The sequence below is a fragment of the Afipia sp. GW823-FHT06G09 genome (assembly GCF_058794875.1).
In genome coordinates this window covers 557806-577757 of the sequence record NZ_JBXAHF010000003.1, presented here as the reverse complement: position 1 = coordinate 577757, position 19952 = coordinate 557806, and the positions used below count along the sequence as shown (strand labels likewise).

24 protein-coding genes are annotated in these 19952 nt (G+C 61.2%); 16 read left to right on the top strand and 8 right to left on the bottom strand.

The window, feature by feature from the left end; translation table 11 throughout:
- Positions 1-8 precede the first annotated feature (8 nt).
- The 5 genes from AC1Q67_RS15300 to AC1Q67_RS15280 all read right to left on the bottom strand — a co-directional run bounded on the left by AC1Q67_RS15300 (position 9) and on the right by AC1Q67_RS15280 (position 3980).
- Positions 9-1505, bottom strand: a complete 1497-nt coding sequence (locus tag AC1Q67_RS15300; RefSeq protein WP_492236208.1) for a type II and III secretion system protein family protein — start codon at positions 1503-1505, stop codon at positions 9-11.
- 14 nt (positions 1506-1519) lie between these two features.
- A complete protein-coding gene (gene cpaB, locus AC1Q67_RS15295; RefSeq protein WP_024576947.1) occupies positions 1520-2305 on the bottom strand; it encodes a Flp pilus assembly protein CpaB in 786 nt (261 codons plus the stop codon).
- 213 nt (positions 2306-2518) lie between these two features.
- Positions 2519-3043 carry an A24 family peptidase gene (locus tag AC1Q67_RS15290; RefSeq protein WP_006022734.1) on the bottom strand — a complete coding sequence of 175 codons (525 nt, stop codon included), beginning with the start codon at positions 3041-3043 and terminating at the stop codon, positions 2519-2521.
- Positions 3044-3371: 328 nt separating this feature from the next.
- The gene (locus AC1Q67_RS15285) at positions 3372-3536 is read right to left on the bottom strand and encodes a Flp family type IVb pilin (RefSeq protein ID WP_024576946.1); all 165 of its coding nucleotides are present in this window, start codon (positions 3534-3536) and stop codon (positions 3372-3374) included.
- 282 nt (positions 3537-3818) lie between these two features.
- On the bottom strand, positions 3819-3980 hold the full coding sequence (locus tag AC1Q67_RS15280; protein WP_024576945.1) for a Flp family type IVb pilin: 162 nt from the start codon (positions 3978-3980) through the stop codon (positions 3819-3821).
- A 307-nt stretch (positions 3981-4287) separates the two neighbouring features.
- On the opposite strand from AC1Q67_RS15280, the gene AC1Q67_RS15275 reads away from it, so the two are divergent.
- The 3 genes from AC1Q67_RS15275 (at position 4288) to AC1Q67_RS15265 (ending at position 6085) form a co-directional block, all read left to right on the top strand.
- Positions 4288-4782, top strand: a complete 495-nt coding sequence (locus tag AC1Q67_RS15275) for a pilus assembly protein N-terminal domain-containing protein (protein WP_492236207.1) — start codon at positions 4288-4290, stop codon at positions 4780-4782.
- A 130-nt stretch (positions 4783-4912) separates the two neighbouring features.
- Complete coding sequence (locus AC1Q67_RS15270) at positions 4913-5470, top strand: TadE/TadG family type IV pilus assembly protein (RefSeq protein ID WP_492236206.1); 558 nt, start codon at positions 4913-4915, stop codon at positions 5468-5470.
- A gap of 12 nt (positions 5471-5482) precedes the next feature.
- Complete coding sequence (locus AC1Q67_RS15265) at positions 5483-6085, top strand: TadE/TadG family type IV pilus assembly protein (RefSeq protein ID WP_492236205.1); 603 nt, start codon at positions 5483-5485, stop codon at positions 6083-6085.
- A 114-nt stretch (positions 6086-6199) separates the two neighbouring features.
- On the opposite strand, the gene AC1Q67_RS15260 is transcribed toward AC1Q67_RS15265, so the two are convergent.
- From AC1Q67_RS15260 to AC1Q67_RS15250, 3 genes are all read right to left on the bottom strand, one after another.
- Positions 6200-6412: a cold-shock protein gene (locus tag AC1Q67_RS15260; protein ID WP_002714433.1), complete on the bottom strand. Its 213-nt coding sequence runs from the start codon at positions 6410-6412 to the stop codon at positions 6200-6202.
- Positions 6413-6688: 276 nt separating this feature from the next.
- Positions 6689-6976, bottom strand: a complete 288-nt coding sequence (infA, locus tag AC1Q67_RS15255; RefSeq protein ID WP_006022729.1) for a translation initiation factor IF-1 — start codon at positions 6974-6976, stop codon at positions 6689-6691.
- A 54-nt stretch (positions 6977-7030) separates the two neighbouring features.
- Entirely contained in the window at positions 7031-8476 is a 1446-nt protein-coding gene (locus AC1Q67_RS15250; RefSeq protein ID WP_492236204.1) for a DEAD/DEAH box helicase, read from the bottom strand.
- Positions 8477-9004: 528 nt separating this feature from the next.
- Between AC1Q67_RS15250 and urtA the strand changes: the two genes are divergently transcribed.
- The 13 genes from urtA to AC1Q67_RS15185 all read left to right on the top strand — a co-directional run bounded on the left by urtA (position 9005) and on the right by AC1Q67_RS15185 (position 19952).
- Positions 9005-10324, top strand: a complete 1320-nt coding sequence (gene urtA, locus AC1Q67_RS15245) for an urea ABC transporter substrate-binding protein (RefSeq protein WP_492236203.1) — start codon at positions 9005-9007, stop codon at positions 10322-10324.
- 162 nt (positions 10325-10486) lie between these two features.
- A complete protein-coding gene (gene urtB, locus AC1Q67_RS15240) occupies positions 10487-12043 on the top strand; it encodes an urea ABC transporter permease subunit UrtB (RefSeq protein ID WP_492236470.1) in 1557 nt (518 codons plus the stop codon).
- A complete protein-coding gene (gene urtC, locus AC1Q67_RS15235; protein WP_492236202.1) occupies positions 12040-13221 on the top strand; it encodes an urea ABC transporter permease subunit UrtC in 1182 nt (393 codons plus the stop codon). Before urtB ends, urtC begins: the two co-directional genes overlap by 4 nt.
- Before the next feature lie 5 nt (positions 13222-13226).
- Entirely contained in the window at positions 13227-13988 is a 762-nt protein-coding gene (gene urtD / locus AC1Q67_RS15230) for an urea ABC transporter ATP-binding protein UrtD (protein WP_492236201.1), read from the top strand.
- Between the two features lie 61 nt (positions 13989-14049).
- A complete protein-coding gene (gene urtE / locus AC1Q67_RS15225; RefSeq protein ID WP_024576936.1) occupies positions 14050-14745 on the top strand; it encodes an urea ABC transporter ATP-binding subunit UrtE in 696 nt (231 codons plus the stop codon).
- A gap of 31 nt (positions 14746-14776) precedes the next feature.
- Positions 14777-15613: an urease accessory protein UreD gene (locus AC1Q67_RS15220; protein WP_492236200.1), complete on the top strand. Its 837-nt coding sequence runs from the start codon at positions 14777-14779 to the stop codon at positions 15611-15613.
- Positions 15614-15640: 27 nt separating this feature from the next.
- Positions 15641-15943, top strand: a complete 303-nt coding sequence (locus tag AC1Q67_RS15215) for an urease subunit gamma (protein WP_002714442.1) — start codon at positions 15641-15643, stop codon at positions 15941-15943.
- A gap of 10 nt (positions 15944-15953) precedes the next feature.
- A complete protein-coding gene (locus AC1Q67_RS15210) occupies positions 15954-16259 on the top strand; it encodes an urease subunit beta (RefSeq protein WP_024576933.1) in 306 nt (101 codons plus the stop codon).
- 31 nt (positions 16260-16290) lie between these two features.
- Entirely contained in the window at positions 16291-18006 is a 1716-nt protein-coding gene (gene ureC / locus AC1Q67_RS15205; RefSeq protein WP_492236199.1) for an urease subunit alpha, read from the top strand.
- A gap of 37 nt (positions 18007-18043) precedes the next feature.
- Positions 18044-18343: a putative quinol monooxygenase gene (locus AC1Q67_RS15200; protein WP_006022719.1), complete on the top strand. Its 300-nt coding sequence runs from the start codon at positions 18044-18046 to the stop codon at positions 18341-18343.
- On the top strand, positions 18340-18639 hold the full coding sequence (locus tag AC1Q67_RS15195; protein WP_492236198.1) for a putative quinol monooxygenase: 300 nt from the start codon (positions 18340-18342) through the stop codon (positions 18637-18639). The genes AC1Q67_RS15200 and AC1Q67_RS15195 overlap by 4 nt, the downstream gene beginning before the upstream one ends.
- Before the next feature lie 10 nt (positions 18640-18649).
- Positions 18650-19240 (top strand): urease accessory protein UreE, encoded by a 591-nt coding sequence (locus tag AC1Q67_RS15190; RefSeq protein WP_492236197.1) that lies wholly within the window; start codon positions 18650-18652, stop codon positions 19238-19240.
- The gene (locus AC1Q67_RS15185; protein WP_492236469.1) at positions 19191-19952 is read left to right on the top strand and encodes an urease accessory protein UreF; all 762 of its coding nucleotides are present in this window, start codon (positions 19191-19193) and stop codon (positions 19950-19952) included. Before AC1Q67_RS15190 ends, AC1Q67_RS15185 begins: the two co-directional genes overlap by 50 nt.

The window sequence follows — 19952 nt, the reverse complement described above, 5'->3', positions numbered from 1 at the left end:
GTCCCATCTCAGTCGGTGATGAAGCCGTAGGTGCCGCGGTACTTGCGGCCGGGCTCAACGCGTCCGGGAACGCCATAGATGCGGTTGATGTTGCCGAGCAGATCCGATTGCGGATCGGCAGCGTCGGCGAAGCCGTCGTCAGGACGCGACAGGTCCTTCTGCGCGACCGCGCGGACCACGAATGGGGTCACCAGCACCATGAGCTCGGTGTTGCGATTGACGTAGTCGCGGCTGCGGAACAGCGTTCCGAGCACCGGCACCTGCGAGAGTCCGGGCAGACCGTTGATGGCCTGCTTGGTTTGCTCCTGAATCAGTCCGGCCATCGCCATAGAACCGCCCGAGGGAATTTCGAGGGTGGTTTCGGCGCGACGGGTCTTGATCGAAGGAATCGTAAGGGTGTTTCCCGACTGATCGAGTGTGATCGAGTTGTCGGGCGAAAGTTCGGAGACTTCGGTCAGCACGCGCAGGCTGATCCGTCCTTCGGTCAGGACGATGGGCGTGAAGTTCAGGGTGATGCCGAACTTCTTGAAATCGATCTGGGTGGTACACGCACGCGAGACGGGGTCGCAGGTGTATCCCTTGGGCAGCGGGAATTCGCCGCCTGCGACAAAGGTTGCGGATTCGCCTGAAATCGCCGTGAGGTTCGGTTCGGCGAGCGTGCGGACGACCCCGGCGGTTTCCATTGCGCGTAGCGTTGCAGTGACCGCGGGGACGCGCTGACCGAGCAGGTTTGTTGCCTGACCCGCCGCACCGACCAGGCTATTGCCGGCGACAAGCGGGCGGCCATATGCAGTGAACGGATTCGTGTTGTTGAAGTTCACCACTGCGGTGCCGTAGTTCATCGTGGCGCTGAGATCGACGCCCAATTGCTTGATGATGTCGCGCTGAACTTCCGCCACGGTGACTTTCAGCATCACCTGATCGCGGCCACGGACCGCGATGCTGTTCACGACCTTTTCGGGGCCGCCGGCCAGACGCGCGGCCATTTCCTGGGCCTGCTGCGCCTCGATAGGGCTGGCGGCAAAGCCCGACAGCACGACGCCGTCGCCGACACCTTCAATCCGGATGTCGGACAGCGGGAACGACTGCTTCAGCGCGGCGCGCACGCCGTTAAGGTCGCGCGTCACTGCGATATCGTAAGCGGCGATCTGCTGGCCCGATGTGTCGAAGAAAACGATGTTGGTCTGGCCGACTGCGGCGCCGATAATGTAGGCGCGCTGCGCGGAGCGCACCACGGCATTGGCGATCTTGGGGTCCGCAACCAGAACGTCCTTGATGTCGCGCGGCAGGTCGATGACAACGGACTTGCCGATGCCGAGCGGCAGGAAGCGTGCATTCAACTGGCCAGCATTCGATGCGACGGCCGCAGCCGCGGGGGCGCGGTAATCGCTCGCGATCACCGGCGACATGACCGGGTTCAGCGTCAGCGCGGAAACCGCGGCAAACGACAGGGCACGCACCATGAAGGTCCGCACAGGTGCCTGATGTCCCTCTCGCCTCGTCATGCCGGTCCTCTCGATCACTTCCGTGTCGTCATTTGCGTGGAAACGCCGTAGCGAACGACATTGACGCTGTCGCTCTTGCTGCCGTCGTCGATATTGATGTCGTTGCGGTTGGCGTCGACCAGACTGCGCAATGCGAGCGACAAGGTGCCTGACTGCCGCGCACGCGCGAGCGATTCCGCCTGCTCAGGCTTCAATTCGAGTGTCGCAGTCTTGCCGACCACGACCTTCTGCCCGTCCTTTTCTCCGACTGTCTGGTCGATGGCGAGAACGCGGATGTTGGTCAGGATGATTTCGGAGTTGATGACGTCATTCGTGCCGGTGCGGCTGGCGACTCTCTCGCGCTTGGTGAGAATGACGTCGACCTTGTCGTTGGGCAGGATGAAACCACCGGCGCCGGTTTCCGGCGAGATTTCCGTCGAGATCGCGCGCATGCCGGTCGGCAGGATAGCGGCCATAAAGCCGGAACCGTTGCCCTTGACGAGCTTTGTCTCGCGGATCGGTTCGCCCGCGAGAAACGGCGAACGCGCGATCGACCCAACGATCTGGGTCATGGCTTCGGGCTGATCGTTGCGGCGGATGAAGTTGGAGCTTGCGGTCGACGACGGCCAGTTCTGCCACGCAATATCATCGGGCGTAACGGTCTGGCCGAGCGGGATGTCGGTGCGGGCAACTAGTACGTCGGTGGTGTCCATTGTCGTTGGCGCCGCAACCGGCTTCGGATCGGAGCCGCTTGCAAGATAGGCAGCCGCGCCGCCGGCGCAGACGGCAATGGCCAGGACGACAATCCGCGCGGTATTCATACGCTTTCACTTTCCACATCACGCCGCGACGGACCTGTCGCTGTGGTCGGATTTGACCAGCTAAACGTCAAAGCATGGTTAATGAGGCGTATCTAAATCGCGTTAATGAGATGTTGCCATCGTGCGGCGGCCCGCAAGTCCGCGAGCTTCTCCAGCATGTTGCCAGTGAGCACTGTGACTGAAGCAGGTTTCTAGTTCAGAGCGGCGACGGGTTCAGTGGCCGATGAAGCGGGTGAGATCGACGGCCTTCATCCATTCGGTCTCGGGATAGATCATCAGCGCACCGAGAGCGAGGGCGATACCGTACGGAATGCCGCTGTCCTTGCGGTGCAGCCGTTGCAGCCATTCCTGCGAAATTAGTGAGTACGGCAGCGGCCACTGCCGGAACTGAAGCATCAAAAGTGTCAGCGCACCGCCGAACAGGGACGCATAGACAAGGTAGCTGGCGAGAGGCGGAAACCCGAACCAGAGCCCGGCAGCGGCCGCCACCTTGGCATCGCCGCCGCCCATCCATCCGAAGGCGAAGCAGGCAAACGCGATGACCAGCACCGTCAGACCGGCCGCCACATGCATCCCGATCTCGGACAGGGGCATGCCGCTGAACCCGGCCAGCACGAAGAAACCCGCCACCAGCAGCAGCGAGATCCGGTTGGGAATCGTCATCGTGAAGAGATCGCTCGCGGCGGCGAAGGCCATCAAGGCGGGAAACAGGAAGACGCGCGCGAGATCGAGGATCATGGGGTTGCCGGGTCTGACAGATTGAGCCGCAGGAACTCGGTCCGGTTGAGCGAACGGCAGGCTACCCGGCAGAAATGAACAATACTAAAACGCGCCGGGCCAGATGCTGACGATCCGGAACAAGGCCGCGAGGCAGGCGAGGACAAGACCCGCGCAGACCAGCCGGATCGGCTCTTCGCGGGAAAGCGATACAAACAAGTGCCCGAAATTCGGACGTTTCTCGGCAGAAGACGGCTTCATACGCTTTACACAGTTCCGTCGGAGTGGCGCGGACACAGAAAAGGGCTCCGGTTTCCCGAAGCCCTTTTCTTCATCGAAACCCGACCGATTACTTGATCGAAGCGTTGATGTTGGTGAACTTGCTGTTCAGCGTGGTGCCGAGGCCGTTCACGGCAGCGATGATCGCGAGCGCAATGCCCGCGGCAATCAGGCCGTACTCAATCGCGGTGGCGCCGGATTCGTCCTTGACGAAGCGAGCAACGAGCTTGGTCATCTATAACTCCATTTGTACACGTGGCTGTAGAACTCTGGCCGTTGCGGGGGCGGAAACCACCGTGACCATAGGGTCAACCTACGCAGCAGGAATTGCAGCGCAGTTAATTCGATTGCCGAAAGACTGAGGTATCCGCTTCTTCTTGCGGACGGTAAATGCTGGTTTAACGGCATTGTACGAATAGGACGGGTTTCGCTGGCACAGTCCAGGAGCCGGCTCGAACAGCCGGATGAAACAAAGGCCCCGGTTTCCCGAGGCCTTTATGAACCCACGTGCTCCCCGTTAGTTGATCGAAGCGTTGATATTGGTGAACTTGGTGTTGAGGGTGGTGCCGAGACCGTTCACTGCGGCAATGATCGCGAGCGCAATGCCGGCTGCGATCAGGCCATACTCGATTGCAGTCGCGCCGGACTCATTCTTGAGGAAGCGGACAACGAGCGTCATATCCAATTCTCCATCTATGCGTTGAATGTCGAAACGAGCATTCTGAAAAGAGAACCGATTGAGTTCCCGGCGAGGAACCTAGAGCCGGTAAAAGTTCCAGTTCCTTAACATGATTGCAAAAAGGTGAAAGAGGGGTGAGTTCCCGCTTAACAGACAACCTGTAATTGCAAGTACTCAGCGATCCGTTCCGGCCGATGTCTGCAAGCCGTTTGCAGTTCGTTCATCAATTAACGGCAGATTTGCCATGTCGGGCGCCGGCACCGCTGCGTATCGCTTTTGCCGGCTTGTACACGCCCCGGAGTAGAGTATGTCGATCAATGTCTCGCGCCGTTACGTGCATAAAGCCGTAGCGCTGCGCTTTCTTGTTGCTGGCTTCCTGATGGTCCCGATCGCGACATTCGCCGGTACCGGCGATGAATCCGTTGCGGTTTTTGTGGATCAGGCAAAGGTGGTCAAACTGCCCGAGAAAGTCGCGACCATCGTGGTCGGAAACCCCCTAATCGCAGACGTTAACCTTCAGCCCGGCGGGATGGTGGTTGTCACCGGCAAGGGCTACGGCTCGACCAACATGATCGCCATGGATCGCGCCGGCGAGGTTCTGGCCAGCCGCTCCATTCAGGTTGAAGGTCCGGCGGACAAGATGGTCACCGTGTATCGCGGCCTGGAGCGCGAATCCTATAGCTGCACACCCGATTGCCAGCGGCGTGTGACTCTCGGTGACGGGCGGACCTACTTCGAAACCGCCCTCGGCCAGACCAACGTGCTGAACAGCCAGGCCAGTGCCGCTGGCGCGCGGCCCTGAGACCGGCTTGATTCCTTAACAACCGGTTAATTCCGCGCCGGATGTTGTTCGTATCCGGCGCAAGCATTCAACAATCTCTGTCGGCTATTCTCGGCGGTAGTTATTTCCGCTGCATGCTGAGGATAGCCCGATGCGTCACCCCGCGACATCCATGACCGCGATCAACAAGGCGCTGCGCCGGTTTCGCCGCGATAGGCGCGCTTCGGCCGCCACCGAATTCGCGTTTGTCGCTCCGATCTTCTTCGTGCTGCTTTTCGCCGTCATGGAAACGGCGATGGTATTTTTCGCCGCGCAGATCCTTGAGACCGGTACACAGAATTCAGCGCGCCTGATGCTGACGCACCAGGCGCAGGATGCCGGCATGACGCAGGCCCAGTTCAAGCAGGATCTCTGCGACCGCATCAGCGTGATGTTCAGCTGCGACGGCATCTATGTCGATGTGAAGTCATTCGCCGAGGGAGCGACGGTCAACATCACCGACCCGATCGATGGATCTGGAAACTTCGTCAACAACTTCAGCTACCAGACGACGCCCGCCGGTAGCGCCGCCACCGTGGTCGTCCGCGCTTTTTATCAGTGGCCGATGTTCGTCACCGGCCTTGGCTACAACATCGCAAACATCGGACGCAACACGTCGAACAGCAAGCGCCTCCTCGCGGCGACCGCTGCGTTCCGCGTCGAGCCTTGAGGACGAACAATCATGAAACTGGTTTCGCTTTTCAGGCATGTTCTCCGCGGCCTCCGGCTCGCAGTCCGGTTCGGTAACGACAGGCGCGGCGTGGCCGCCGTTGAGTTCGCGTTCATCTTGCCGTTGATGCTGACGCTCATGCTCGGAATGATCGACGTTTCGAGCGGGGTCGCCATCGACCGCAAGGTGACGCTGACCGCGCGCACGCTGTCCGATCTTGTATCGCAGGGCACGAAGGTATCGTCCACGGACATCTCGAACTTCTTCAAGATGGGCAGCGCCATCATGACACCGTACTCCGTCACGCCGGCGACGATGACGCAGAAGATATCCGCGGTCAGCATCGATGCATCGAAGAAGGCGAAGGTGGTCTGGAGCTATTCCGGCGCGGTCAACGGCGCCAGCTCTGTCACGGTCACGACCGGCTATGCCAAGGATACAGTCATCACAACGATCCCGGCCGATCTTCTTGTCGCGAACACGCAGTTGATCTGGAGCGAGGTGACTTACACCTTCACGCCGATCACCGGATACATCATCAAGACCAACGTGCCGCTGTCTGAGGACTGCTACACCCGGCCTCGCCAGTCCGACACGGTGACTTATACAAGCTGATCGCAAGGCAGCTTTTCAGGCGCCAAAACAAAAAGGCCGTGCGATCCGCACGGCCTTTTCAATATCTGGTTCTCGGTTCCGAATGTCCTGCGGCGTGAGCCGCAAGAATTTCAGTTAGCCGGCGGCGCGAAGATTATCGGCCGACGACTTGCCCGAACGGCGATCGGCAACGATTTCGTAGCTGATCTTCTGGCCTTCACGCAGCGTGCCCAGACCAGCGCGCTCGACGGCGCTGATATGAACGAACACGTCGTTTCCGCCATCGTCAGGCTGAATGAAACCGTAACCCTTAGTCGCGTTGAACCACTTCACTGTTCCCATGCTCACGCAGGTAGTCCTTCTCAAGATAGATATCGTCAAAGCCCACGTCTAAATGGGCTGGTGAGATCGAAATTTGGATGAGGTCGTCAGCGTCTAAACCGGCTGTACCGGTGGATAGCTATGTCGTCCGGCCGAAGATCGATATCTCAATATTACGTGAAAATGGCCCCCGAAACAATCCTGACGGGTGCGGATTTTTGATGCCCGTCCAGCGTGCTCCGGAAGCAGGAGATCGCGCATGACGCGTGCCATGCGCGATCCGTATGATGCGGAGAAACCCGCTTATCTGCGGCGAAACTGGCCGCGCGGCGGGGTGCCGCGGGGAGGTCCGCCGGCCCCACCGGGGCGCTCGTCCTTGTGCCGGAAAATCAGGCGGCCTTTCTCGAGATCGTAGGGTGACATTTCGATGGTCACCCGGTCGCCTGCCAGCGTCTTGATGCGGTTCTTCTTCATCTTCCCGGCGGTGTAGGCCACGATCTCATGTCCGGCGTCGAGCTGGACGCGATAGCGTGCGTCGGGAAGAATTTCGGTCACCAGTCCTTCGAACTGGATCAACTCTTCTTTGGCCATAGGGGTCTCCAAGTCCTTCTAATCAAGTTCGCTAATTCTGTCCGCGGGTCCGGTTCAGGACCGCTGCGGGCGCTGATTCCGATTGGGCTGATTTTGCGCCGGACGGCTTTCACGATGCAAGAAGGCGACGCCCTGAATACCCTCGCTCTTGCCACCCTGTGACGGCCGGGATTGCTCATGGCGATTGCCCTCGAAGCGGTTCGCTTGCGCGGGAGCGCCTCCACCCGGACGACGGCGGCGGCGCGGACCCTTCGATCCGGGGGCGCCGTCATTCGCACGTGGGCTGTGTCCGTTGTGGCCGTGACCACCTGACCGTGCCGGACGGTGATGCTGCGCGGGCGCGGCTGCGGCGGGACGCTGTTGATGTCCCGGCGTCCGGCGGTCTTCCTTCGGCAGGGTGACCTTGATCAGCCTTTCGATGTCGCGCAGATAGCCAAGCTCCTCGCCGCCGGCCACCAGCGAAATCGCGGTGCCGTCAGCGCCGGCGCGCGCGGTGCGGCCGATGCGGTGAACGTAGGTTTCCGGCACGTTGGTCAGGTCGAAGTTGATGACATGGCTGATACCGTCGACGTCGATGCCGCGGGCCGCGATATCGGTTGCGACCAGCGTGCGGATGTCGCCGGTGCGGAATGCCGCCAGCACGCGCTCGCGATGGTTCTGCGACTTGTTGCCGTGGATGGCTTCAGCAGGAATCCCCGCTTTTACAAGGCCTTTCACGACCTTGTCGGCGCCGTGCTTTGTGCGGGTGAACACCAGGGCGCGGTTGACCTGCTCGGTCTTGAGGATCTGCGCCAGAACGGCGGGCTTCGCGGAATGATCGACCTGGAGGACCTTCTGCGTGATGCGCTCGACGGTGGAAGACACCGGGGTCACAGCGACGCGCGCTGGATTGTTCAGCATCTGGTCGGCGAGATCGGCGATGTCCTTCGGCATGGTCGCCGAGAAGAACAGCGTCTGGCGCCGGGTCGGCAGCTTGGCGACGATTTTGCGGATGTCGTTGATGAAGCCCATGTCGAGCATGCGGTCGGCTTCGTCGAGCACAAGGAATTCGACCTGATTGAGCTTGAGGGCATTGCCCTGGACCATGTCGAGCAGCCGGCCCGGTGTTGCCACCATGACCTCAATGCCGGGCATCACGGAGCGGACCTGGCGGCCCATCGGAACGCCGCCGATCGCCAGCGCCGAGGTCAGGCGCATATGTCGCCCGTAAGCGTTGAAGCTGTCGAGGATCTGACCGGAGAGTTCGCGGGTGGGGCTGAGCACCAGCACGCGGCAGGTCTTGGGCTGCGGCTTGATACGGTTTTCCAGCAGGCGGTGCAGGATCGGAAGCGCGAAGGACGCGGTCTTGCCGGTGCCGGTCTGCGCGATGCCGATAACGTCGCGTCCGGTGATCGCGATTGGAATGGTCTGGGCCTGAATGGGGGTGGGCGTGACGTAATTTTCTTCTTTAAGAGCACGCGAGATGGGATCGGCGAGGCCGAAATCCTGGAAGGAGGTCAAAAGGGTATCTTTCTATGAGTCGCAACGCGCGCCCGGCGGAGTGCCAGGTGCGGGCGGGTGTCGGAGACACCCGCGTGTCTGGGGCGTCGGTTTCGGTTAGCTGAAGGGGCAAGCCAGAAACCGTTGAACGGGATCAGTACACGCGGCTCGCAAGGACCCGATGATTCTCAAGGTCGTGGCGCTCATATGGAACAGGAACACGGCGCTTTCAAGGTGAAATCGACCGCATGGCGGTAACCGGAGCCGGGAAGCTCAACAAAGCTGAACATGCGGCAACGTTTCGTGCTCGAATTGTAGACAATGAGGATTATATGATGAATTTTTATGCAATTGCCAAAAGCAAGGTCAGTTCAGCTGGGTGAAAAATGAGCAGGCAAAATACACGTCAAACTGAAATTCGATTTATCCATTAGAAATCAAATAATTAGGCAAATCTGTCCCATGGCATAGTTCTTGCGATTCCCTTAACGCCGCCGGCCGAGGGCCGTCGCACAGCGTTTCACGTCTGCGTCAGGGAGATGACATCGCATGACTACGCATTTCAGCAGCGCTGCAGTTGCACCGTTCAGCCGCCGTAAATGGCTGGCCGCAACTGCGGGTCTTTTTTTGGGTCTTGCCACGATCGGCGGGGCCAAGGCGCAGGAGACCATCAAGGTCGGCGTCCTTCATTCGCTTTCCGGAACAATGGCCATCAGCGAAACCACGCTGAAGGATACGGTGCTTTTCCTTATCGATGAGCAGAACAAGAAGGGCGGCGTTCTCGGCAAGAAGCTCGAGGCCGTCGTGGTCGATCCGGCGTCGAACTGGCCGCTGTTCGCGGAAAAGGCCCGCGAACTGATCACCAAGGACAAGGTGTCCGTGGTGTTCGGCTGCTGGACCTCGGTGTCGCGCAAGTCTGTGCTGCCGGTGTTCAAGGAACTGAACTCGATCCTGTTCTACCCGGTGCAGTACGAGGGTGAAGAGAGCGAGCGCAACGTGTTCTACACCGGTGCGGCGCCGAACCAGCAGGCGATCCCTGCGGTCGACTATCTCGCCAAGGAAGAGAAGGTGCAGCGCTGGGTTCTGGCCGGTACCGATTACGTCTATCCGCGCACCACCAACAAGATCCTCGAGGCCTATCTGAAGTCGAAGGGCGTCAAGGCCGAAGACATCATGATCAACTACACGCCGTTTGGTCATAGTGACTGGCAGACCATTGTGGCCGACATCAAGAAGTTCGGCTCGACCGGCAAGAAGACGGCGGTGGTTTCGACCATCAACGGCGACGCCAACGTTCCGTTCTACAAGGAGCTCGGCAACCAGGGCATCAAGGCGACCGACATTCCGGTCGTTGCGTTCTCGGTCGGTGAGGAAGAACTCGCCGGCATCGACACCAAGCCGCTGCTCGGCCATCTCGCCGCCTGGAACTACTTCCAGTCGATCAAGACGCCGGAGAACGAGGCTTTCATCAAGTCGTGGCAGGCCTACACCAAGAATCCGAAGCGTGTGACCAACGATCCGATGGAAGCGCATGTGATCGGTTTCGACATGTGGGTGAAGGCAGTCGAGAAGGCCGGTTCGGTTGACGCCGACAAGGTGATCGACGCTCTTCCTGGCACCAAGGCCAAGAATCTCACCGGTGGCGTGTCGGAAATGCTGCCGAACCATCACATCACCAAGCCTGTGTTCATCGGCGAAATCAAAGCCGATGGCCAGTTCGACGTGGTGTGGAAGACCCCTGGCCTCGTCGCCGGCGACGCCTGGTCGAAGGAGCTCGACGGCTCCAAGGACCTGATCGGCGACTGGGTCGGCAAGAAGTGCGGCAACTTCAACACCAAGACCAACAAGTGCGGTGGTCAGGGTTCCTGAGCAACGTCACGCAGCGTGATGCATCCAAGGCGCATCGCGCTCTGACCTGAAACGACCGGAAGGCGGCGGCAGTCGCCGCCTTCCTCTCACCTCTGCCGGGGTTGTCACGTGTTTTTCTCATGTCTTCATCGCTGCCGTGCGGCAGCCATTGCGCTGATATTGATGATCGTCTCGGGCGTACCGGTGCTGGCTGGTCCCTTTGAAGATGCCGTCGCGCAATTCGCCAACGATTCCTTTTCCGATACCGAAGCCGCCGTCGGCGCGCTCGCGACCAGCGGCAATCCGCGCGCATTTCCGATCATCGACGCACTTCAGGACGGTCGCCTGCTGGCCGATCCGCAGAGCAGGAAGGTTTTCGTCAAGGACAAGAGCGGCAAGGTTACCGACGCCGCGACCGGAGAGGCTGCGACCGCGCCATCGGGCGCTGTAGCGGTACGACTCAACAATCGCCTGCGCCGCACCGTTGAGGCTGCGCTCGGCGGATTGACGCTGCTGTCTCCCGATCCCGCCAGGCGTATTCAGGCGGCGCAATCCGTTTTCAAGACACATGACGCCGCATTCCTGCCGGTCATCGAAGGCGCGCTGCAGAAGGAAACCAACAGCGGCGCGAAGCGGGCCTTTGCCGAGGCCAAGGCCGCGATCGTGCTGTTCGATGCGAAGGCCTCCGAAGCCGACAAGCTCGATGCGATCTCGGTGATCCGGGATCGCGGTGATCAGGAAGCGCTGGCGCTGTTGACGGGCCTGTCGTTCGATCCGGCGTCCGCGCTTGGACGCGTCTCGGCGTCCGCGATCAGTTCGATCCAGAGCAACCTCGCGATCTGGGCCACCGCGCAGAACGCATGGTATGGCCTGTCGCTCGGCTCGGTGCTGCTGCTCGCCGCCATCGGTCTCGCCATCACCTTCGGCGTGATGGGTGTCATCAACATGGCGCACGGCGAGATGGTGATGATCGGCGCTTACGTCACCTTCGTGGTCCAGGAACTGATCCGCACCACCAATCCCGCCCTGTTCGATTACTCGCTGCTGATCGCCGTGCCGCTCGCCTTCCTTGTAGCGGGACTCATTGGCGTGATCATCGAGCGGACCATCATCCGCTTTCTCTATGGACGCCCGCTGGAGACCCTGCTCGCGACCTGGGGATTGTCGCTGGTGCTGCAGCAGGCGGTCCGCACCATGTTCGGTCCGACCAACCGCGAAGTCGGCAACCCGTCGTGGATGAGCGGCGCGTTCGAGATCGGCCAGATGACGATTACTTACAACCGGCTCTGGATTGTTGTGTTCACCATGGTCGTGTTCTTCCTGCTGCTCGGCATGCTGCGCTTCACCAGCCTCGGGCTTGAAATGCGCGCGGTCACGCAGAACCGCCGGATGGCGGCGTCGATGGGCATCGCCACCTCGCGCGTCGATGCGCTCACCTTCGGTCTCGGTTCCGGCATCGCAGGTATCGCGGGCGTGGCGCTGTCGCAGATCGACAACGTCAGCCCCAATCTCGGCCAGAGCTACATCATCGACTCGTTCATGGTGGTGGTGTTCGGCGGCGTCGGAAATCTCTGGGGCACCCTGGTCGGCGCCCTGACGCTCGGCATGGCCAACAAGTTCCTCGAGCCGGTGGCGGGGGCGGTGCTCGGCAAGATTGCCATTCTGGTGCTCATCATTCTGTTCATCCAGAAGCGGCCGCGCGGCCTGTTCGCGCTCAAGGGCCGATCGGTGGAAGCATGATGCCGTACCTGCTCACACGCTCGCTCAACAAGAGCGCGACGGTCTTTCTGCTGATCGTCGCCGCTGTCGGCATTCTCGTGCCGCTGTCGAACCTGCTGTTGCCGGTGTCCTCGCCGCTTCAGGTGCCGACCTATCTGATGGCGCTGTTCGGAAAGTATCTTTGCTACGCCATCCTCGCGCTCTCGATCGACCTGATCTGGGGCTATTGCGGCATTCTCTCGCTCGGCCACGGCGCGTTCTTCGCGCTCGGCGGCTATGCGATGGGCATGTACCTGATGCGGCAAATCGGTTCGCGCGGCGTCTATGGCAACCCGGTGCTGCCGGACTTCATGGTGTTCCTGAATTACAAGGCGCTGCCGTGGTACTGGTACGGCTTCGACATGTTCTGGTTCGCGGCGCTGATGGTGCTGCTGGTGCCGGGACTGCTCGCCTTCTGCTTCGGCTGGCTGGCGTTCCGTTCCCGCGTCACCGGTGTGTATCTGTCGATCATTACCCAGGCGATGACCTATGCGCTGCTGCTGGCGTTCTTCCGCAACGACTTCGGCTTTGGCGGCAATAACGGCCTGACCGATTTCAAGGACATTCTCGGCTTCAACGTCCAGGCGCAGGGGACCCGCGCCGTGCTGTTCATCCTGTCGTGTATCGCGCTGGCGCTTGCGTTCCTGATCTGCCGCGCCGTCGTCACATCCAAGCTGGGCAAGGTGCTGATCGCGATCCGCGATGCGGAATCCCGCACCCGCTTTCTCGGTTACCGCGTCGAGAATTACAAACTGTTCGTGTTCACCCTTTCCGCCTGCATGGCGGGCGTCGCGGGGGCGCTGTATGTGCCGCAGGTCGGCATCATCAATCCCGGCGAATTCGCCCCCGGCAACTCGATCGAGGCCGTCATCTGGGTGGCGGTCGGCGGCCGTGGCACGCTGACTGGCGCTGCGCTCGGCGCTATCGTCGTGAACTATGCGAAGACGGTGTTCACGTCCGGCGTGCTCGCGCCGTACTGGCTGTTCATGCTGGGCGCACTGTTCATTCTGGTGACGCTGCTGCTGCCGAAAGGTATCGTCGGCACCGTCAAGGACTGGTGGGCGGGCCGGCGGGAGCAACTCGCCGCGGACGAAATCAGCGCAGCAGCGGAAGACGGCGTCACCAAACCGGGTCTCACCAAACCAAGTCTGGCGGAGTAAGGCGCATGAACGTCATGGACACCCGCGCGACGTCGGCCATGCTCTACCTCGACGGCGTGCACGTCTCGTTCGATGGCTTTCACGCCATCAACAACCTGTCGCTGGTCATTGCGCCGGGTGAGATGCGGGCCATCATCGGCCCCAACGGCGCCGGCAAGACCACGATGATGGACATCATCACCGGCAAGACCAAGCCGGACGAAGGCGACGTGCTGTTCGACGGTAAGACCGATCTGACGCGACTCGACGAGACGCAGATCGCCGAGCTTGGCATCGGCCGTAAATTCCAGAAGCCGACAGTGTTCGAGAGCCAGACTATCGAGGACAATCTGCTGCTGGCGTTGAATGTCGATCACAAGGTGCGTGGCACGCTTTTCTGGCGCGAAACGCCGGATGAAAGCGAGCGGATCGAGCGCGTGCTTGAGACCATCCGCCTGAAGGATTCACGCGATCGCCTCGCGGGTGCGCTGTCGCACGGGCAAAAGCAATGGCTCGAGATCGGCATGCTGCTGGCGCAGGACCCGAAACTGTTGCTGGTCGACGAGCCGGTGGCGGGCATGACGGATGTGGAGACGCATCAGACCGCCGAACTGCTGAAAGAGATCAACAAGGAAAAGACCGTCGTTGTCGTCGAGCACGACATGACATTCGTGCGCGAACTCGGCGTCCGCGTCACCTGTCTGCACGAAGGTTCGGTTCTCGCGGAAGGCACGCTCGATCAGGTTTCGAACAACGAACGCGTCATTGAAGTGTATCTGGGGCGTTAGCGCATGATCCCGAAAAGTGGGTACCGGTTTTCGGGCAAGATCATGCGCAGAAAGTAAAGCCATGCTCGATGTAAAGAACATCACCCTCTACTACGGCGCAGCGCAGGCCTTGCGCGGCGTGTCGCTGACGGCAGAGCCCGGCAAGGTGACCTGTGTGCTCGGTCGCAACGGGGTCGGCAAGACCAGTTTGCTGCGCGCCATGGTCGGGCAGTATCCGATCAAGGACGGCTCGATCACCTTCGATGGAGCCGATATTGCCGGCCTCAGGCCGTATGAGCGTGCGCGCAAGGGGATGTCGTTCGTTCCACAGGGCCGGGAAATCTTTCCGTTGCTGACAGTGGAAGAAAACCTCAAGACCGGATTTGCGCCGCTGAAGCGCAACGACCGCACCATTCCCGACGACGTGTTTTCGCTGTTTCCAGTTCTGCAAACCATGCTGGGGCGGCGCGGCGGCGATCTCTCGGGTGGGCAGCAGCAGCAGCTCGCCATCGGCCGTGCGCTGGTGATGCGGCCCAAGCTCCTGCTGCTGGATGAGCCGACCGAAGGCATCCAACCGTCGATCATCAAGGACATCGGCCGTGCCATTTCCTATCTGCGCAGCCTTGGCACCATGGCCATTGTTCTGGTCGAACAGTATCTCGACTTTGCCTGCGAGCTCGGCGACAATTTCGCGGTCATGGATCGCGGTGCGGTGAAGTTCACCTGCGACCGCAGCAATCTGGATCCCGCCGAGATCAGCCGCCAGATGGCGCTGTAACGCGCGGGATTTTGCAGGGACTGGCGGGCGGATGCGGGGCGATATCACACCAACGGTGTCCGAGACATTCGCGGCTAACCGTGCGGTCGGCGCGGTGAAGTTCGATGTGCATCTGAAAGACGGCGCGACGCGCCGCCGCCAGTTGCATGAAGAAGGCTCGCTGCGGGTGCGGTTTCCCTCGCCCGAACAGCAGGGGCTTTCCGCAGTGTTTGTGAACACGGCCGGCGGGGTCGCAGGCGGCGACCGCTTCGATATCGACATCGCCGCCGGGGATGGCGCCCATCTCACCGTGACCACGGCCGCTGCGGAAAAGGTCTACCGTTCTCACGGGCCCGAAGCCCAGGTGAACATTGCGCTGCGCGCCGCGGCCGATGCGCGGCTGTGCTGGCTGCCTCAGGAAACCATTGTGTTCGATCAGGCCCGGGTCCTGCGCCGGATCGACATCGACCTGGCGCAGAGCGCGTCGCTTCTGCTGTGCGAAATCGTTGTGTTCGGGCGCGCCGCCATGGGCGAGATCATGGCGCACGGCAGTTTCACCGATCGCTGGCGGATGCGGATCGGCGGCAAGCTTGCCTTTGCCGAAACCATCCGGCTCGAAGGCGACATTGCGGCCAAGCTGGCCCGCCGCGCTGTCGCGAACGGCGGCGTCGCCGTCGGTACGGCGTTGATCGTGCCGGGCGATGAATCCATCGTCGAGCGCATCCGTGAAGTCTCCGATGCATTCGGCGCCGAGGCCGGGGTCTCGGCGTGGAACGGATTTGCAATGGCGCGTTTCTGCGCCCAGGATGCGGCGCGGCTTCGCGCCGATATGATGAAAGTGCTGGAACGTGTGAGCCCTTCGGGCTTGCCGCGACTTTGGCTTAACTAGAATTCAGATAAACCGGATACTGCCCGCATGAATTTGTCTCCTCGCGAAAAAGACAAGCTCCTGGTTTCCATGGCCGCCATCGTCGCGCGGCGGCGCCTCGAACGGGGCGTGAAGCTCAATCATCCTGAAGCGATTGCGATCATCTCGGATTTCATCATTGAAGGCGCGCGTGACGGCCGCACCGTCGCCGACCTGATGAAGGCTGGCGCGGAGGTCATCACCCGCGAGCAGTGCATGGATGGCATCGCCGAGATGATTCACGACATTCAGGTCGAAGCGACGTTCCCCGACGGGACGAAGCTGGTCACCGTTCACGAACCCATTCGTTGAGGACTTCAGGATGATCCCCGGTGAACTCTTCATCAAGGACGGCGATATCGAACTCAATGCCGGCCGCAAGACGGTGACGCTGACGGTGGCCAACACCGGCGACCGGCCCATTCAGGTTGGTTCGCACTATCATTTCTTCGAGACCAATCCGGCGCTGAAGTTCGACCGCAAGAAAGCGCGCGGCATGCGGCTCGACATCGCGGCGGGGACAGCCGTTCGCTTCGAGCCGGGCCAGACGCGCGAGGTCAATCTCGTCGCGGTGGCTGGTAAACGTACGATCTACGGTTTCCGCGGCGATGTGAGCGGCAAGTTGTGAGCGGCATCAATTTCAGGACAGGGGCATACTAATGGCCACCAGAATTTCTCGCTCCGTCTATGCGGACATGTTCGGTCCCACGACAGGGGACAAGGTCCGGCTGGCCGATACGGATTTGATCATCGAGGTCGAGAAGGATTTCACCGTCTACGGCGAAGAAGTGAAGTTCGGCGGCGGCAAGGTGATTCGCGATGGCATGGGCCAGTCGCAGATCACCAACAAGCAGGGCGCGGCCGATACCGTCATCACCAACGCACTGATCGTGGACCACTGGGGCATCGTCAAGGCCGATGTCGCCATCAAGGACGGCTACATCTCGGCCATCGGCAAGGCGGGTAACCCTGACATTCAGCCCGGCGTCACCATCATCATCGGTCCCGGCACCGACATCATCGCGGGTGAAGGCAAGATCCTCACCGCCGGCGGCTTCGATTCGCACATCCATTTCATCTGTCCGCAGCAGATCGAACATGCGCTGATGAGTGGCGTCACGTCGATGCTTGGCGGAGGCACAGGTCCATCGCACGGCACCTTCGCGACCACCTGCACGCCGGGACCGTGGCACATGGCGCGGATGATCCAGTCGTTCGACGCGTTTCCGGTCAATCTCGGCATTTCAGGAAAGGGTAACGCTTCACGACCCGCCGCGCTGGTCGAGATGATCAAGGCGGGCGCCTGCGCGCTGAAACTGCACGAGGACTGGGGCACCACACCAGCCGCCATCGACAACTGCCTTTCAATCGCCGACGACTACGACATTCAGGTCATGCTGCATTCGGACACGTTGAACGAATCCGGCTTTGTCGAAGACACCGTCAAGGCTTTCAAGGGCCGCACCATCCATGCCTTCCACACCGAAGGCGCGGGCGGCGGCCACGCGCCGGATATCATCAAGGTCGCAGGTCTGAAGAACGTCTTGCCGTCGTCGACCAACCCGACCCGGCCGTTCACGCGCAACACCATCGACGAGCATCTCGACATGCTGATGGTCTGTCACCATCTCGATCCGTCGATTGCGGAAGATCTGGCCTTTGCCGAAAGCCGCATCCGCAAGGAGACCATCGCGGCAGAGGACATCCTTCACGATCTCGGCGCGCTGTCGATGCTGTCGTCGGACAGTCAGGCGATGGGCCGTCTCGGCGAAGTCATCATCCGCACCTGGCAGACCGCCGACAAGATGAAGAAGCAGCGCGGCTCGCTGCCGGAGGACAAGGGCAACGACAACGACAATTTCCGCGTGAAGCGCTACATCGCCAAATACACCATCAATCCGGCAATAGCCCACGGTGTGTCCAAGCTGATCGGCTCCGTCGAGAAGGGCAAGATGGCCGATCTTGTGCTGTGGTCGCCGGCGTTCTTTGGCGTCAAGCCCGATCTGATCGTCAAGGGCGGCTCCATTGTCGCAGCTCCGATGGGCGATCCGAATGCGTCGATCCCGACGCCGCAGCCGGTGCATTATCAGCCGATGTTCGCCGCCTACGGCAAGTCCCTCACCGCGTCGTCGGTGGTTTTCACGTCGAAAGCGGCGATTGCAGGCGGGCTCGCCAAGAAACTCGGCATCGACAAGAAGCTCTACGGTGTTTCAAACACGCGTGGCCGGATATCGAAGAAAAGCATGATTCACAACGGTGCGACCCCGAATATCGAGGTCGATCCCGAGACCTACGAGGTGCGCGCCGACGGCGAATTGCTGACCTGCGCGCCCGCGGAGGTCCTTCCCATGGCGCAGCGCTATTTCATGTACTAGGGTCCCGGCCTTAACAGTAAAAGCCGGGAGGATTACCGTGATCTACGTTGTTGCGACTTTGACCATCAAGCCTGAGACACGTGCGGACATGATTGCCGCCGCGAAAGCCTGCATCGCCGAGACCCGCAAGGAAGCCGGGAACATCGCCTACGATCTGCATGAGAGCGTGACCGATCCCACCAAGCTGGTCTTCGTCGAGCAGTGGGAAAATGCCGAGGCGCTGGTGCCGCATCGCAAGGCCGAGCACATGAAGACGTTCGGACGCGTGGTCGTGAATTGCCTCGCAGCGCCGCCGAAGATCGAAGTCATTACGCCGGCGAACGTGGAGGTTCGATGATCTACGTCGTCGCCACCACCAAGGTAAAACCGGAAGGCCGCGAGGCCTTCATCGCCGGTGCGAAAACCTGCATCGCCGAAACCCACAAGGAGAAGGGCTGCATCTCCTATGAGCTCCACTCCAGCGTGAATGATCCGAACACCCTGGTCTTCGTCGAGCGCTGGGAAACGCGCGATGATCTCACCGCGCACAGCCGCGCGCCGCATCTGAAGGCGTGGCGCGAACTGTCCGCGCCGTTGAAAGCCTCGCCGACCGAGATCGAGATCATCAGCGGAGGCGAAGTCCAGAAACTATGAGCACGCCGTCATGATCCGCGCGACGCAGGTTCGCCCGCCCGGCAGTTGGACCGGGGCCGCCGACACGGTGGTCCTCGGTTTCGACGACCGGCACCGGCGACGCATGGCCATGACCGGTACGCGAGGGCTGGAATTCCTGCTGGACCTGAAGGAAGCCGTCGCCCTGCGCGGCGGCGATGCCCTGGTGCTGGAAGACGGGCGACTTATCGAGGTGGTCGCCGCGCCCGAACCGCTGGTGGAGATCCGCGGCACCGATCCGCATCATCTGGTGCGGGTCGCCTGGCATCTTGGGAATCGTCACTTGCCGACACAGATCATCGGCAAGGGCCTTCGCATCCGCCGCGATCATGTGATCGAGGACATGGTGCGCGGCCTCGGCGCGCGTGTGATCATCATTGAAGCGCCGTTCGATCCCGAGGGTGGAGCGTATTCCGGTGGCGGTCATGGATCGCATGGTCATGATCATCACGGTCACGGCCATCATGATCACGGCCACCACGATCATGCGCGCCATGACCATAATCACGCGCACGATCATGGTCACGGCGGGCATGACCATGATCATCACCACGGTCATTCCCATGCTCATGACCATAAATGAGCGCGATCAGGATGGCGTCGAATCCGGGGCGGAGGAGTCGGCTGCGCTCTTTCGCCTGATGACATGGCTGTCGCCGTCGTTTCCGGTGGGATCGTTCTCCTATTCCAGCGGCATCGAGTGGGCGGTCGAAGCTGGCGACATCAAGGACAGGGCGACATTGCAGGGCTGGCTTGCCGCGATGCTGCTGGAGGGCGCCGGTTTCTGCGACGGCCTGTTTCTGTGCCACGCATGGCGCGCCGCCGAGGCGGGTGACGGTGGGACGCTGGGCGCGATTGCCGAACTTGCCGCGGCTTTCACACCGTCGCGCGAACGGCATCTGGAAACCACGGCGCAGGGGCGCGCCTTTGTCGAGATTGCCCGCTCGGCCTGGAATTGCGAGGCGCTGGATTTGCTATCCGCGCATGTGACCGGCCCCATCACCTATCCGGTTGCCGTGGGCGTCCTCGCGGCGGGACACCGCATTTCGCTCAGCTCGACGCTGCATGCGTTTCTCCACGCCACGACGTCGAACTGGATATCGGCTGGCGTGCGTCTCATCCCGCTCGGGCAAACCGACAGCCAGCATGTGCTCGCCGCACTTGAGAGCGCGATCGCCGCGACGGCGGAGAAATCCTTGCAGGGTTCGCTGGACGATCTCGGCAGCGCGACGTTCCGCGCCGATCTCGCCAGCATGCGCCATGAAACGCAGTACACGAGGCTGTTTCGATCTTGA

Bases quoted from the DNA above. Each gene is read 5' to 3' on its own strand.
- AC1Q67_RS15300 (WP_492236208.1), bottom strand. From the start codon at position 1,505: ATGACGAGGCGAGAGGGACATCAGGCACCTGTGCGGACCTTCATGGTG.
- cpaB (WP_024576947.1), bottom strand. From the start codon at position 2,305: ATGAATACCGCGCGGATTGTCGTCCTGGCCATTGCCGTCTGCGCCGGC.
- AC1Q67_RS15290 (WP_006022734.1), bottom strand. From the start codon at position 3,043: ATGATCCTCGATCTCGCGCGCGTCTTCCTGTTTCCCGCCTTGATGGCC.
- AC1Q67_RS15285 (WP_024576946.1), bottom strand. From the start codon at position 3,536: ATGACCAAGCTCGTTGCTCGCTTCGTCAAGGACGAATCCGGCGCCACC.
- AC1Q67_RS15280 (WP_024576945.1), bottom strand. From the start codon at position 3,980: ATGACGCTCGTTGTCCGCTTCCTCAAGAATGAGTCCGGCGCGACTGCA.
- AC1Q67_RS15275 (WP_492236207.1), top strand. From the start codon at position 4,288: ATGTCGATCAATGTCTCGCGCCGTTACGTGCATAAAGCCGTAGCGCTG.
- AC1Q67_RS15270 (WP_492236206.1), top strand. From the start codon at position 4,913: ATGCGTCACCCCGCGACATCCATGACCGCGATCAACAAGGCGCTGCGC.
- AC1Q67_RS15265 (WP_492236205.1), top strand. From the start codon at position 5,483: ATGAAACTGGTTTCGCTTTTCAGGCATGTTCTCCGCGGCCTCCGGCTC.
- infA (WP_006022729.1), bottom strand. From the start codon at position 6,976: ATGGCCAAAGAAGAGTTGATCCAGTTCGAAGGACTGGTGACCGAAATT.
- urtA (WP_492236203.1), top strand. From the start codon at position 9,005: ATGACTACGCATTTCAGCAGCGCTGCAGTTGCACCGTTCAGCCGCCGT.
- urtB (WP_492236470.1), top strand. From the start codon at position 10,487: ATGATCGTCTCGGGCGTACCGGTGCTGGCTGGTCCCTTTGAAGATGCC.
- urtC (WP_492236202.1), top strand. From the start codon at position 12,040: ATGATGCCGTACCTGCTCACACGCTCGCTCAACAAGAGCGCGACGGTC.
- urtD (WP_492236201.1), top strand. From the start codon at position 13,227: ATGAACGTCATGGACACCCGCGCGACGTCGGCCATGCTCTACCTCGAC.
- urtE (WP_024576936.1), top strand. From the start codon at position 14,050: ATGCTCGATGTAAAGAACATCACCCTCTACTACGGCGCAGCGCAGGCC.
- AC1Q67_RS15220 (WP_492236200.1), top strand. From the start codon at position 14,777: ATGCGGGGCGATATCACACCAACGGTGTCCGAGACATTCGCGGCTAAC.
- AC1Q67_RS15215 (WP_002714442.1), top strand. From the start codon at position 15,641: ATGAATTTGTCTCCTCGCGAAAAAGACAAGCTCCTGGTTTCCATGGCC.
- AC1Q67_RS15210 (WP_024576933.1), top strand. From the start codon at position 15,954: ATGATCCCCGGTGAACTCTTCATCAAGGACGGCGATATCGAACTCAAT.
- ureC (WP_492236199.1), top strand. From the start codon at position 16,291: ATGGCCACCAGAATTTCTCGCTCCGTCTATGCGGACATGTTCGGTCCC.
- AC1Q67_RS15195 (WP_492236198.1), top strand. From the start codon at position 18,340: ATGATCTACGTCGTCGCCACCACCAAGGTAAAACCGGAAGGCCGCGAG.
- AC1Q67_RS15190 (WP_492236197.1), top strand. From the start codon at position 18,650: ATGATCCGCGCGACGCAGGTTCGCCCGCCCGGCAGTTGGACCGGGGCC.
- AC1Q67_RS15185 (WP_492236469.1), top strand. From the start codon at position 19,191: ATGACCATGATCATCACCACGGTCATTCCCATGCTCATGACCATAAAT.